Source organism: Dermabacter sp. HSID17554, assembly GCF_003989295.1.
In the GTDB taxonomy this organism is placed as follows: Bacteria; Actinomycetota; Actinomycetes; order Actinomycetales; family Dermabacteraceae; genus Dermabacter; species Dermabacter vaginalis.
Genome location: NZ_RBLW01000001.1, coordinates 327,246 through 340,470, shown reverse-complemented (window position 1 = coordinate 340,470; position 13,225 = coordinate 327,246). Strand labels below are relative to the sequence as shown.

Below are 13,225 nucleotides of genomic sequence, written 5' to 3'. Positions count from 1 at the left end.
ATGCGCACCAACGTCATCATCTTCGCCCTCATCGGCTGTTTCGTGACCGTCGTCGGCGTCGTTTACACCCTCCTTACCCTCAACGTTGATCCCGGCGGGATCGAATGGGTCGGTGTTCCCGCACTCTTTGCCCTCGCGGCGATGTGCTGGATGATCGCTATCTACGTGTGGATGAACGAACGCCGCTTCGGCGGCGGCGCCCAGGACGACGACGATGCTGAGGTTCACGAAGAGGCTGGCCACAAGGGCATTTTCGCCCCGTACAGCTGGGCACCCCTCGTGTGCGCAGTCGGTGCCTCCCTCGCGTTCGGCGGTTTCCCGATCGCCTACTGGATCACCGCCCTCGGCGTGGTCATCGGCATGATTGGCGTCGTCATGTGGGTGATGGCCTACTCCGTGGGGCACAACAACCACTGAGAGTAAGGCTCCTAGGCGCTCCTGAAATTGGGCGCTGACATCTTCGACAGAGTGAAGGCCCGGCTGGCTCGCATGAGCCCGCCGGGCACTTTGCTGTGTATCGCGAACACCGCGACGGCTCGTGGCCGAGATCGCCGATAGGTGGTTGGACGCAAGGTGGAGTGGCCGGGCTAGCGTGGATAGCGTTGATTTCGGAGATTGGGAATTGTGCAATCCGCCCACGAAACCATCACGCCACTCATCCTCGCTAATTCGGTAGGAATGTAGCCCTTGGCGCACACTGGCGGGACTCTTGTGGAAACGTTCGATTGTCGATCCGGCTGGATCGAGATGTCCCAATGTGCGGGCGTCAGGCCCAACTTTGCGGGTCTAGCTAGCTCCACCGCGTCGCGGGTGTTGGCGGTAGGTTCCTTTCGTCGTTTGGGCAGAAGCTGTTCCTAGACGGCATGGTACTTATTGAGCCCTTGCCCGACGCGGGGTACGCATAGCAGTGAAGTGAAGGCGACGAAGGGTCATTTACTGCCGTGGATGAGTCGGTATTGCTGGGCTGTTGGTGGGTTGTCATCTGCGGTTCGACTTGGACCGCCATAGGCGCGAGTGATGCGGTAGGGCGTTGCTGGCGGCCGGCACCCTGGCAGTCGGGGGAGCTGGGGCGCTGGGCGGGTCCTAATAGAGTACGGGCTGTCGAAACGAGAAGCGATGAAGCGGCTTGAAGACGTATTGGGTCACGCTGCTACGCTTTGGAACCCACCCGTTGTCGAATAATCTGGCAGAGCAGTGCGAGTGCGGCGACGCCCGCTGCCGAACCGCACAGCACGGCCGGCGCCACGTGCACAGCTACCAACAGCGAGCCAAGAGTCGCCCCTAGTGCCGATCCCAGGTAGTTGGCTGATGCGTTAGCAGCCACAGCCGTGGCACCATCTGCTGGATTCGCCTGCAGGAGCACATGTTGCTGGGGCGCGAGGGACGACCAACCACACAGCCCCCAAATGAACAGGCTCACCACGGTGACCCCTGGCAGATGCCCTTGAGTCATGCCGATCAGCGCGCATGTCAGGCCGGCAAGGATGACAGCGCTCAAGCGCAAGGGGGCACATCTGTCCACGAGCCGTCCGATGCCTAGTGCACCGAGCGCCCCACCGAGTCCCCAGACCCAAATCCCCAGGCTCTGATGCGACGCTAGACTTCCGGCGGACAGCACGACGGTCAGGTAGGTGTAGAGCCCCAAGGAAGCCACTGCGGTGAGAAGAGTTACTGAAATCGTGAGGAGATTCCGTGGGCTTGTGATGGATCGCAGTCGGTCAGCAGCGCTAGACGCCGGAATTGACGGTAGCTCGCCGCCGCCCAGCGTTATGCCTGCTAGCGCAGCGCAGCCAATGATCACGATCAGCAGTATCGCGGCGCGCCATCCCCACAGTTGTGCCAGGAACAGGCCGATGGGCACACCGAACACGGTACCGACGGCCAGACCGGCAAGAACCAAAGCCACCGCACGACCACGACGCTGTTGATCTACAACCTCTGAGGCCACCGCGGACGACAGTGGCGAGTACACGCCTGCTGCTGCGCCAGCGACTATACGAGTGGCCAGGAAGACCCCGATCGTTGGTGATAGTGCTGTGATCAGGTTAGCTACCGTGAATACCAGCAGGGCTGTAACCAAACTGCGTCGTGACCGCTGCCCAGCGCGTCCTGCAAGTAAGGGGCCCGAGACTGCGTACGAGCCCGTGAATGCCGCAACGCTCAACCCGACATCGGCTTCCCTAGTTCCCAATGAAGAGGCGACCTGGGGTAGAAGACCCGCCACGACATAGGCGTCTAGGCCGAGGGCGACGCTGCCCAACACGAATGGCCACAGTCGACGCATCATTCTTGTGCCGCCTTGGAGGCTGCGTTTGCGATAAGTGCCGCAAGAACCCCTGGGAACAGCTCATCCAGATCCTTGCGCCGTAACCGGATTAGGCATGCACGGCCCTCGCTCCTCGTCCACGTCACTCCTGCCTCTCGCAGCATACGCGTGTGGTACGTCAGCGTCGAACGGGGGAGGTCGTCCGCGAGCTCAAGGCTGTCGTGCTCCTGCCCGTCGGCTAGGCGGCAGATCATTTCTAACCGCGTAGGGTCGCTCAGGGCGGCAAGTACCCTAGGCAAACTGATGTCGTCAGGATTTGGGTGGTGATATTCACGGGGTGTCATCGCGCCTCCATTAATCGTGCAGTAATAGCTGCACGATTATCGTACAGGAAAAGCTGCACGATTCCGAACGCCGTCAGTGAGGTGACACCGGACATTCAGACGATTTGGGCTCTCCCGGTGGTGTCTAGAAGTGTTGCGGCGGCTCTCGACGAGGGATACGTGATTGATGGTGGCTCCAACGCAACAGTGACGAGATTTCTAGCCGTTAGAAGGCGGAGCCGAGACCGCGGTTGAGCGCCGCACTTGTGTAAAGCAAGGGGTGCCCGGGGTAGAGGGCGACAAACTATCTGCGGGTGCGACAGGGGAAACTCATTTGGATGTTTGGGCAAACGTGAACTTTTTAACTGTGGTGGGAGCGATTTGGCTGCGCTCCTTCTGGACGTGTGGCCGGTTTCGTGACGCGCGGTGCGCATGCACGAAAGCCGAGCAACCGTCGGACTGCCGACGCAACAAAACCACCACGCGAACTAACGAAGTTTGACTGCCCTTAATCAACCCGGTGAGGAGGGAAGAGGGGAACAGAAGAGAAGGGAACGGAGGTGTGGTGGGGAAGCAGGAGGCAAAGCAGAAGAAGCCCCGACATGCGGAAGTGGGGGCCTGCCTCGAGCCAAACGCTCGGAGGCAAACCCCCACAACCTCTATGGAATTCGAGGAGTGTACTCGATCAGCTGCCGATGAGAGCCTTGATCTTATGCTCCTCGTGACCCGAGTGCTCGAGTGCCTCGCGGAGCTCCGCAGGCGTGGCAGGCTCCACGCGATCCTTGAAGAAGAAGCTCGAAGCCTTTGCACGCAGCGACGAGACACCCTCGCCCTTTTGGAGCGGGCGGTGGTTGTCGTAGCTGACGAGCACCCAGCGGTCGTACTCGCTAAGCGGCTCGTGGATCTCGAGCGTCTCACCGTTCTCCATACGCACAACCTTGCCGGTTTCAACGCCGTGGAGGGCGAGCTGCTTCTTGTGCTTCTGAATCGAAAGGCACAGGCGCTTCGTCACGATGAACGAGATGATCGGGATCGCGAAAATACCGATGCGGAAGAACCACGTGAGGTTGTTGAGCGACATGTGGAACGCCACCGCCATGAGGTCGTTCGCACCGGCGAGAATCGACACGAGGTACGCGGCGATCCACGCGACACCGAAGCCCGTGCGCACCGGAGTGTTGTATGGCAGGTCGAGCACGTGGTGCTCGCGGTCGTCGCCCGTCACCCACTGCTCGATGAACGGATACAGCGCGAGGCTGCCAAACATGATGCCCGGGAAGACCATGCCGGGAATGATGATGTTCAGTGAGATCGGGTAACCGAAGATGGTGGGCTCCCAACCCGGCATGAGGCGCAGCGAGCCTTCGAGGAAGAGCATGTACCAGTCAGGCTGCGAGCCAGCGGACACGGGGGAGGGGTCGTAGGGGCCGTAGTTCCACACGGGGTTCATCGCCACAGTAGCGCCCACGAGGGTCAGCACACCAAACACGATGAAGAAGAAGCCGCCAGCTTTTGCCGTGTACACGGGGAACAGCGGGTAGCCCACAACGTTGCGGTCGGTGCGGCCCGGGCCGGGGTACTGCGTGTGCTTGTGCATCACGAGGAAGAACATGTGCAGCGCGATGAGTGCAAGGATCGCACCCGGGATGATGAGAATGTGCACCGTGAAGAGGCGCGGGATAATGTCGTGGCCCGGGAACTCGCCACCGAACATGAGCATCGACATGTAGGTGCCGAGGATCGGGATCGCCTTCATCACGCCATCGGCGATGCGAAGGCCGTTACCCGAGAGCACGTCGTCGGGAAGTGAGTAGCCCGAGAAGCCCGCGAGCATCGCGAGAACCATGAGGCCGAAGCCAATGAGCCAGTTGAGCTCGCGCGGCTTGCGGAATGCACCGGTGAAGAACACGCGGAACATGTGCACGAAGATCGCCACCATGAACGTGAGCGCAGCCCAGTGGTGAATCTGGCGAAACAGAAGACCGCCCCACACGTCGAATGACAGATGAAGGGTCGATTCGAATGCCGCCGACATGTGCGCGCCTTGAAGCGCCGTATACGAGCCGTCGTAGACAACCTCGTTCATCGAAGGAACGAAGAACATGGTGAGGAAGATGCCCGAGATGATCAGCACCACGAAGCTGTAGAGCGCGACCTCGCCGAACATGAACGACCAGTGATCGGGAAAGATCTTGCGCGCGAAGCCCTTGACAATGCTGGCGCCGCTCGTGCGCTCGTCGAGCCAGCTTGCGCCAACTGAACCGAGTTTGAAGGCCTTCGAGTCGCGGTCGAGGCCGGTGGTCTGGGTGTCACTCATGAGGAATTACTTCTCCTTGTGAATGTCCCAGAAGCTGGGACCGATGGGCTCGGGGAAATCGCCGGTCGCCACGAGGTAGCCCTCGTCGTCAACCTCGATGGGAAGTTGGGGAAGCGGGCGGTGCGCGGGACCGAACACGACCTTCGCGCCGTCAGTGACATCGAAGGTCGACTGGTGGCACGGGCAGAGCATGTGGTGGGTCTGCTGCTCGTAGAGAGCTACCGGGCAACCAACGTGCGTGCAGATCTTGGAGAACGCGAGAATGCCTTCGTGCCCCGCTTCAAGCGATGCTTCGCTCTTGCCATCCGCAGGATCGATGCGCACGAGCACGGCGGCTGCCTTGGCACGTTCTTCGATCCAATCGGGCGTTTCTTCCGTGAGGCCCTCGGGCATCACGTGGAAGATCGAGCCGACCGTGACGTCGGAGGCCTTGATCGGGGTCTGGTCGTGGTCGCGAGCGATGCGCACCCGCTTCTTGTTTTCTGTTGCCCGGCCCCAGTAGGTGTGGTGGAGCTTGTTGCCGGGCAAGGGGCCAAGGGTAGAAATCGGGAAAAGCACCGCGATGGGGAGCGCCGCGAGCGCTCCCACGAGCGACGCTACAACGAGGGGGCGGCGAGCAATACCGGATTCGTTGATGCCGTCGACAAGAATGTTCGACGCAGCTTCGCGGGTCTCCTCGTCACCTCGCTGTGCGTGACGCTCCTCGGTGACTTCGTGGTCGGGCATGAGGGTTTTCGCCCAGTGAATCGCGCCCGCGCCAATAAAGAACACGCCCACGGCGAGGCCAACGCCCATGGTGAGTGTCGACCAGTGCACGGCCGAAAGCGTGCCTTCCTCGGCAAGGAGGTTCGTGCCCGTGGGGCTGAACAGGAAGTAGGAGGCGATAAAGAACGCCGTACCAAGGATCGAGAGGAGGAAGAGCAGCGAGACGATTCGCTCGGCGCGCTTTTCGGCCTTTGGGTCGAGGTCCGCCTGGCGATATTCGTGGGGCGGAATACCCGGGTTACGGAAACCACCTTCCTCTGCGCGCGCGACGGTGCTTACGCCCTTGCGCGGTGAGGTGCCGTCAATGTTGTGGGTCAGTTCGTTCACTTTGCCTTAGCTCCCAACCAGATTGCGCAGCCGAGCAGGATCGCGAGAATCGCCGTCCAGGCGAAGAGGCCCTCGGTGACCGGGCCGAGCGCGCCAAGCGAGTACCCGCCGGGCGAGCCATTCTCTTCGAGCTGGTTGAGATAGGCGATGACATCGCGCTTGTCATCGGGGCTCAGGTTGTTGTCGTTGAACACCGGCATGTTCTGGGGGCCGGTTTCCATGGCTTCGTAGATGTGCTTGTCCTCAACACCGCGAAGAGTGGGGGCCCACTTTCCCTCGGTGAGGGCGCCGCCAGCGGCGGATGCGCTGTGGCACATGGCGCAGTTGATGCGGAAAATTTCGCCGCCCTTGGTGACGTCCGCACCCTCGGTGTTGAGCTGCTCTTCACCCGGGACCGAGGGGCCGGGGCCGAGCGAAGCGACATAAGCGGAAAGCTGCGAGATCTGCTTGTCAGTGAACTGCACGGGCTTGCGCTGCGCCTGGGGGCCGGATTCCTGCATTGGCATACGACCCGTGCCGACCTGGAAGTCGACGGCTGCGGCACCGACGCCGATGAGCGAGGAGCCAACTGTATTACCGTCGTCGTCCTTGCGGCCTTCGCCGTTCATGCCGTGGCAGGTCGCGCAGTTCGACACGAAAAGCTTCTTCCCCTCGGCGACATCCGACGCCGAGAAGGCCTCGGCGGAAGCATCCTTGGGGGAGAGGACGGCGAACAACCCGCCCGTGGCGATCAACGCCATCAGGATGATGGCAAGGAGCGCCATCGGGTGATGGCGGTGTGTGGCCAAAGCCTTCACTGTGAGGACCTCGTTTCGGTAAAGGGTGCGAATCCGAGCAAGGGAAACTTTAGAAGAAGACCCAATTGCCTTCGACGGTGTGCAGGACGAGTGGATCGAGGAGGTAGACGACGAAGAAGAGTGCTACCCAAATGACATCGACGAAGTGCCAGTAGTACGACACGCAGATCGCGCTGACTTCTTCGTGGTGCGTGAAGTTCTTCGCGGCGTAAGCGCGCGCGAGAACAAAGAGGAAGGCGATGAGCCCGCCAAGGACGTGGAGGCCGTGGAAGCCCGTGGCGAGGTAGAAGATCGAACCGTGCGGCGTGCTCGAAATCGTGAGGCCCTTGTGGATGAGCTCGGCGTACTCGAAGACCTGGCCTGAGACGAAAATCGCGCCGAGCACGAACGTGAGCGTGTACCACTCGATAAGGCCCCAACCGGCAATGTTGACGATCGAACCGGTGCGGCGCTTACGGCGCTTCTCGGCTGCGAAGACGCCCATCTGGCATGTGATCGAGCTCGTGACCAGGATGATCGTGTTGGTGATCGCGAAGTTGAGCGTGAAGTTCTTCTGGCCCTCGTAGAACACTTCGGGCACAACGCCGTACAGCGTGAAGTACATGGCAAAGAGCGCACCGAAGAACATGATTTCGCTCGCGAGCCACACGATGGTGCCGACCTGAGTGGTGTTCGGCCTGCTCACGGGGGAGGTGCGAGGGGCGGAGGAAAGAGTCGCTGTTGTCACGGTTCTCATTCGTCGTTGGTCGGGAAGCGAGGCCATGCACGGCACATGGTCTCGGCCGTGGGGCAGGAGCCCTCGCGGCCCTGCTGGGACAAAAGTCCGTGCGCAGGTTTTTTCAGCATACCCGCTAGGAGCGTGATTGTTGAATCGAACGGGGGCTTTTGTCCCGGTTTTTTGCGTGATCTAAGCCCTGTTCCGCCTGGTGAGCATGCCCTACGTCACGAGTCGTTGCGGCTTAGCATGGGCGCTATGACGGATCAAGAAATCTATACCTGGCCGGCACTGACGACCGCCCTCACGAAGGGGCGTGATCTCACGAGCGATGAGGCGTGGTGGGCCATGGGTCAGGTCATGAGGGGGAAGGTTGATCCGGTCCCACTCGCGGGTTTCCTCGTGGCACTCCAAGCCAAGGGCGCTGTCGTGCATGAAGTGAATGCGCTTGCCTCCTCGATGCTCGAGCACTCTACAACCATCACGGCGCCGCAAGGTGCCGTCGACATCGTGGGTACCGGCGGCGATGGTGCGCATACGGTGAATGTCTCGACTATGGCCTCGCTGGTCATTCGTGGCGCCGGAATCCCTGTCGCGAAACACGGCAATCGGGCCGTGAGCTCGAAATCGGGTTCCGCCGACGTTCTCGAAGCACTGGGCGTGCGCCTCGACCTTCCCGTTGCACATGTTCAACGCGTCCTTGACGAAGCAGGAATTTCGTTTTGCTTCGCGCAGGTGTTCCACCCTTCGATGAAACACGCGGCTCCCGCACGCGGCGGCCTCAAACTTCCCACGGTCTTCAACGTTCTCGGTCCCATCACGAATCCCGCGGGCGTTCGGGCACATTCAGTAGGGGTTGCTTTTGAGGAGATGGCCCCCGTGATCGCTGGAGTTTTTGCCGACCGCGGGGCTTCGGCCGTCGTCGTGCGCGGCCGGGACGGTCTCGATGAGCTGAGTATCGCCGCCGAATCCGATGTCTGGGAAGTCCACGGCGGTGTCGTCACCACACACGTGGTCGAGCCCGAGGATTTCGGACTTTCACGTGCGAGCATCGACGCACTTCGAGGAGGCGATCCTGCCTATAACGCGCAAGTCGCGCGCGATCTTCTCGCGGGCAAAACGGGGCCGGTTCGCGATGCCGTCGTGCTCAATGCCGCTTCGGGCATCGTCGCAGCCGAAGGACTTGAACAAGATTCCGACGCCTGCCTTGCTTTCATGGACCGCATGCGTATCGCGGTGACGCGCGCAGAAGCATCACTCGATTCCGGCGCCGCTCAGGCTGCGCTTGATCGCTGGGTTACGGCGTCGCAGAGCGCGTGAACGTGCGCTGAAATTCCTCGAGTGTGAAGCGCGCTGTTGCGGGCATCGACCATTCGCCCTCAATGTGCACGATCCTTATCCCCGGTTCGGCGAGCCACTCGAGGATGAACTCGGCCTCGTGGTGATAGCCGAAGCACATTGGCGCGCGCAGCTCGGTCTCCGGTTCGCTTTCGCGTGAGAGCTGCGCGACCGCAGAGAGCGGGTCCGTCCACGCGGGCATCGTGCGAGTGGCTCCGAGACGCCCGTGGCGCACCGCGAAAATCTCCCACTGCCATGGCGTATCCGCCTCGGCTCCCGGGCAAGCGACCTTACGAGCAGCGACAATGAGCGGCACGGCAGCGATTGAGCGCAGCCGCGCCGCGCGGCGTGCCGCATGCGTAAACAGTTCCACTCGGGTGCGGAGTGCTTCGGCGTTTTCGTAAAGTCCGCGCTCCACGAGGACACGCATCTTCGCCGCCGCATACTCGAAAACATCGCGTGGATCCTCGGTGAGGGCTCGGTGCATGCGCGCGTGGAAGCCCGGGTGTTCGTACAGACGGTCCGACGGTCCCTCGGCAACCGTCGGACCCTCGCTCTCAAGCGGGCCCGCCTCAGAGCCGGGAGTTTGCTCGCTCCCGACCGCCGAGCCCAAGGCCGCGTAGACGAGCGAGCGAATTGGTTCGACATCGTGGCGCGAGCGCAGCGGACCGATATAGGCATGGACGGCGGTTTCTTCATGAACTTTGCGCGCGAGGCGCAGACCATCCTGATTCACACGCAGCCAATTGCCGAGCGATCGCCGCACTCCCTGGCGGTTCGCGAGAGGTCGCGTGCGGGCGATCGCGCGCATTTCGCGGACCGCGGCTTCGGATTCGCTCGAGCATTGCACCACGTCGATGCGCTCGGTCGCGGGGATGATGTCGAGAACGGCACGCCTGGTTTCGTGCGGCGAAAAGTAGGTACGCACGCGTGAGCGGAGGTTGCCGGATTTCCCGATATACAGCACGGAGCCGTGTGCATCGATGAACGAATACACGCCTGGGACTGCCGGAATGTCGGCGGCGAGGTAGCGTTTGCGAATTTGTGCGGGAGTCGCCCTCTTGCCGCTCGTGGTGAGATCGGAAAGATGACTCGCTCCACTCGTGGAGAGGCGCGCGATGATTTCGTGGAGCACATCGACTGTCGCACGCGCATCGGAAAGTGCCCGGTGGTTCGGGACTGTGGTCGCCCCCACGGTGCTTGCGAGCGTTGAGAGCTTGTGGTTTTTCACCTCGTCGCGGCCAAAGACCCTGCGGGCGAGAGCGAGAGTGTCAACAACCTCGAAGGGAGGCCAACGGTACTCGAGCTTCAGTGCCGCGGCCTTGAGGAAGCCGATGTCGAAGCGCGCGTTGTGGGCAACGAGCACGGATGTACGCGCGAACTCGAGAAACGCGGGGATGACGGCTTCGGCCGTGGGCGCCTCTCTCACCATGTGATCGGAAATACCGGTCAGCGCGGCGATATACGCGGGGATCGGACGTTCGGGGTTGACGAAGGTTTGAAATTCTTCGACGACCTCGCCGCCCACCACACGAACGGCGCCGATCTCCGTGATCGCGTCGAGATCGGCGTTAGTCCCGGTTGTTTCGAGGTCGACGACGACGAATTCGACATCGACCAGCTCAGGGCCGAGATCCTCAAACGCTCGCTGCGCTACGTGAGCGATTGCGCTTCCGCCTTACTTTTTCTTCGTATAAATACGGTCGATGACGTCGGAGAAGTCTTTGACGACGGCCGCGCGCTTCAGTTTGAACGACGGGGTGAGGTAGCCGTTTTCTTCCGTGAAGTCCGCGTCGATGATCTCGAACTTACGGATCGACTCGGCGCGCGAAACCGACGTGTTGGCCTCGTCGACGACTCTTTGGACTTCGGCGATGACATCTTCGTGGGAAATCGCTTCGGCCATTGGAACCGAGTCAAGTCCCTTGTTCTTCAGCCACCGCGGAAGCATCTCGCGATCGAGCGTCACGATTGCCGAGACGAAGGGTTTCTGGTCACCAAGAACGATGCACTGGCTGACAACAGGACTCTGGCGCACGACGTCCTCGAGCTGCGCGGGGGAGACGTTCTTCCCGCCCGCCGTCACGATGATTTCTTTCGAGCGCCCGGTAATCGTGATGTAGCCATCTTCGTCGATCGTGGCGGTGTCGCCCGTGTTGAACCAGCCATCCTGGAGAGCCTGGGCTGTTGCTTCGGGGTTGTTCCAATACCCCTTGAACACCATGACGCCTTTCACGAGAAGCTCACCCTTATCGTTGAGCTTCACCTTCGAGCCAGGGAACGGCGGGCCCACGGTGCCCACCTTTACGTTCCAAGGGTTGTTGACGCCCACGGGGGCGGTGGTTTCAGTGAGGCCGTACCCCTCGAGAATCGTGACGCCCACCCCGCGGAAGAAATGGGGGAGGCGATCGCCGAGCGGTGCACCGCCCGAAATAGCGTAGGTGAGCTTGCCGCCCATGAGGTTGCGAAGCTTCGAGTACACGGGCTTGTCGAACAGCTTGTACTGAGCCTTGATGTGCAGGGGAATCTTGCCGGTATCGAGGCCCTTGGAGTAGTCAATTGCGACGTCGACCGCGTGGTGGAAGATCTTCCCCTTGCCGTCGCCAACAGCCTTTTGCTCGGCACCGTTGTAGACCTTTTCGAATACGCGCGGTACGGCGAGCAGAACGGTCGGCTTGAACGATGCCAGGTCGTCGAGAAGGTGCTTCGCGTCAGGCGAAAAACCGGTCGTGCATGCGGTGACGACCGTGATGAAAGTGATGTCGCGCGCGAACACGTGCGCGAGGGGCAAGAACATGAGGAGGCGCGAGCCAGGAGGCATCACGGCCTCACCGAGAAGCCCAATCGCATTGAGCGATTGGTCCATGAAGTTCGCGTGCGTGAGTTCCACGCCTTTCGGGCGGCCCGTTGTGCCCGAGGTGTAGACGATCGTTGCGGTGTCGGTTTTGTGGCGGCTCGTGCGAGCCTTTTCGACAGCCTCGTCGTCAACGTCGCTCTCGGCAACGGAAAGTTCGTCGATGATGCCTTCATCGATAACCCAGACCTGCTCGAGGTCAGGTAGCGAGGCGCGCACCTCATCGATGTCCTGCGCATGGCCGGCGTTCTCGCAGAAAATGAAGCGTGCACCCGAGTCAGAGGCAATCCATTCGATCTGCCCGGGGGAGGAGGTTTCGTAGATCGGCACGCTAATGGCGCCGGTGAACCACAGCGCCCAGTCGATGAGTGTCCATTCGAAACGTGTGCGCGACATGATCGCCACGCGATCACCGGGCTTGAGACCCTCGTTGATGAGCCCTTGCGCGAGGCGCTTGACGAGCGTGATGAACTCGGGTGCATACATGGGCGACCATGTGCCCGGTGTCAGCTGGCGCTCCCACAGGGGGATATCGGCGTGCTTTGTGCGGCGCAAGAGGAGGAAATCAGTGATGTTTTCGTCGGGTTTCGACTCAGCGATCTGAGGTGTTTCGAACTCGCGTGACACGGGGGAATGCTCCTTGACTGCTAGGCGGCGCTGAAGTCGAGTGTACGCGTCTCCGATGGATTGGGCCTCCTTGGCAGGCCTTCGTGGCGCGTTCGTTCCCTCACGCTGGTCGCTGCCCTATAAGGTTGAGCCGTGCATCTCTATCCCGCCTTGCAGCCCATCGTGAAATTCCTCCTGAGGATCGTATGGCGCCCGACAGTCTCGGGCCTAGAAAACGTTCCGTCCTCGGGGCGAATGATCATGGCCTGCAACCATGTCTCCGCGTTTGAAACCTATGTTGTGCCGTGCATGATCCCGCGCGAGATTCACTGGCTCGGCAAAGACTCTCTCTTTAAAGGCAAGGGATTGCCGGGAAAGTTTTTCGCGTGGCTCATGCGGTCTGTCAATGTCATCCCCGTGGACCGTTCGGGGCAGGCAGGCGCGAGCGCGGCGCTGAACGCGGGGATTGCCGTGCTTGAAGGTGAGCACGCCCTCGGGGTTTTTCCCGAGGGCACGAGAAGCCCCGATGGTCGCATGTACCGCGGCAAGACTGGCGCGGTTCGTCTCGCGCTCGCGACCGGGGCGCCTATTCTTCCCGTTGCTGAAATTGGTGCGTTTGAGGCCCAGCGCTCGAAGAAATCCATTCTTCCGAAACTAGGAGCGAGCCTGCACACGACGATCGGCCCCACGCTCGATATGCGCGCCGAGTTGGCAGGTCTCAGGGGCGGGGCGTCGAGCAATTCCCCCGCTTCGCGCGATGAGCTGCGTGCCCTTGCGCGTATTCTCATGGAGGCGATTCGCGACTTGTCCGGCCAAGAGTACGTCGATGAGTACGCTTCCGAGGTGAAGAAGAGCCTCAAGGCTTCGCGCGCGAAGGCGCACGAGCGCGTTTGAGCGCGACCGCGCGTGGACTGCAC

At 61.4% G+C, this 13,225-nt stretch carries 11 protein-coding genes; 3 read left to right on the top strand and 8 right to left on the bottom strand.

Features of this window, described 5'->3' with window-relative positions; all coding sequences use genetic code 11:
* Positions 1 to 417 carry an aa3-type cytochrome oxidase subunit IV gene (gene ctaF / locus D8M36_RS01585; RefSeq protein ID WP_126846183.1) on the top strand — a complete coding sequence of 139 codons (417 nt, stop codon included), beginning with the start codon at positions 1 to 3 and terminating at the stop codon, positions 415 to 417.
* A 733-nt stretch (positions 418 to 1,150) separates the two neighbouring features.
* On the opposite strand, the gene D8M36_RS01580 is transcribed toward ctaF, so the two are convergent.
* From D8M36_RS01580 to ctaE, 6 genes are all read right to left on the bottom strand, one after another.
* On the bottom strand, positions 1,151 to 2,287 hold the full coding sequence (locus D8M36_RS01580) for an MFS transporter (RefSeq protein WP_126846181.1): 1,137 nt from the start codon (positions 2,285 to 2,287) through the stop codon (positions 1,151 to 1,153).
* Positions 2,284 to 2,610, bottom strand: coding sequence for an ArsR/SmtB family transcription factor (locus D8M36_RS01575; RefSeq protein WP_074296621.1), 327 nt, complete (start codon positions 2,608 to 2,610; stop codon positions 2,284 to 2,286). The genes D8M36_RS01580 and D8M36_RS01575 overlap by 4 nt, the downstream gene beginning before the upstream one ends.
* A 664-nt stretch (positions 2,611 to 3,274) precedes the next feature.
* Positions 3,275 to 4,906, bottom strand: a complete 1,632-nt coding sequence (qcrB, locus tag D8M36_RS01570; protein ID WP_126846179.1) for a cytochrome bc1 complex cytochrome b subunit — start codon at positions 4,904 to 4,906, stop codon at positions 3,275 to 3,277.
* Positions 4,907 to 4,912: 6 nt separating this feature from the next.
* Positions 4,913 to 5,989, bottom strand: a complete 1,077-nt coding sequence (gene qcrA / locus D8M36_RS01565) for a cytochrome bc1 complex Rieske iron-sulfur subunit (protein WP_164497567.1) — start codon at positions 5,987 to 5,989, stop codon at positions 4,913 to 4,915.
* 5 nt (positions 5,990 to 5,994) lie between these two features.
* Complete coding sequence (gene qcrC, locus D8M36_RS01560; protein WP_126846175.1) at positions 5,995 to 6,795, bottom strand: cytochrome bc1 complex diheme cytochrome c subunit; 801 nt, start codon at positions 6,793 to 6,795, stop codon at positions 5,995 to 5,997.
* Between the two features lie 49 nt (positions 6,796 to 6,844).
* Positions 6,845 to 7,531 (bottom strand): aa3-type cytochrome oxidase subunit III, encoded by a 687-nt coding sequence (gene ctaE, locus D8M36_RS01555; RefSeq protein ID WP_065247913.1) that lies wholly within the window; start codon positions 7,529 to 7,531, stop codon positions 6,845 to 6,847.
* Between the two features lie 228 nt (positions 7,532 to 7,759).
* On the opposite strand from ctaE, the gene trpD reads away from it, so the two are divergent.
* Positions 7,760 to 8,830 carry an anthranilate phosphoribosyltransferase gene (trpD, locus tag D8M36_RS01550; protein ID WP_126846173.1) on the top strand — a complete coding sequence of 357 codons (1,071 nt, stop codon included), beginning with the start codon at positions 7,760 to 7,762 and terminating at the stop codon, positions 8,828 to 8,830.
* Here the strand turns inward: trpD and D8M36_RS01545 are convergent.
* Together D8M36_RS01545 and D8M36_RS01540 are read right to left on the bottom strand one after the other, a co-directional pair.
* On the bottom strand, positions 8,808 to 10,514 hold the full coding sequence (locus D8M36_RS01545; RefSeq protein WP_126846172.1) for a DEDD exonuclease domain-containing protein: 1,707 nt from the start codon (positions 10,512 to 10,514) through the stop codon (positions 8,808 to 8,810). The genes trpD and D8M36_RS01545 overlap by 23 nt on opposite strands.
* 12 nt (positions 10,515 to 10,526) lie before the next feature.
* Positions 10,527 to 12,329: an AMP-dependent synthetase/ligase gene (locus D8M36_RS01540; RefSeq protein WP_126846170.1), complete on the bottom strand. Its 1,803-nt coding sequence runs from the start codon at positions 12,327 to 12,329 to the stop codon at positions 10,527 to 10,529.
* Positions 12,330 to 12,461: 132 nt separating this feature from the next.
* On the opposite strand from D8M36_RS01540, the gene D8M36_RS01535 reads away from it, so the two are divergent.
* Positions 12,462 to 13,202, top strand: coding sequence for a lysophospholipid acyltransferase family protein (locus tag D8M36_RS01535; protein WP_126846168.1), 741 nt, complete (start codon positions 12,462 to 12,464; stop codon positions 13,200 to 13,202).
* The last annotated feature ends 23 nt before the right edge of the window (positions 13,203 to 13,225 follow it).

Excerpts from the sequence above, each read along its gene's own strand:
- ctaF (WP_126846183.1), top strand. The coding sequence starts at position 1 with ATGCGCACCAACGTCATCATCTTCGCCCTCATCGGCTGTTTCGTGACC.
- D8M36_RS01580 (WP_126846181.1), bottom strand. The coding sequence starts at position 2,287 with ATGATGCGTCGACTGTGGCCATTCGTGTTGGGCAGCGTCGCCCTCGGC.
- D8M36_RS01575 (WP_074296621.1), bottom strand. The coding sequence starts at position 2,610 with ATGACACCCCGTGAATATCACCACCCAAATCCTGACGACATCAGTTTG.
- qcrB (WP_126846179.1), bottom strand. The coding sequence starts at position 4,906 with ATGAGTGACACCCAGACCACCGGCCTCGACCGCGACTCGAAGGCCTTC.
- ctaE (WP_065247913.1), bottom strand. The coding sequence starts at position 7,531 with ATGAGAACCGTGACAACAGCGACTCTTTCCTCCGCCCCTCGCACCTCC.
- trpD (WP_126846173.1), top strand. The coding sequence starts at position 7,760 with ATGGGCGCTATGACGGATCAAGAAATCTATACCTGGCCGGCACTGACG.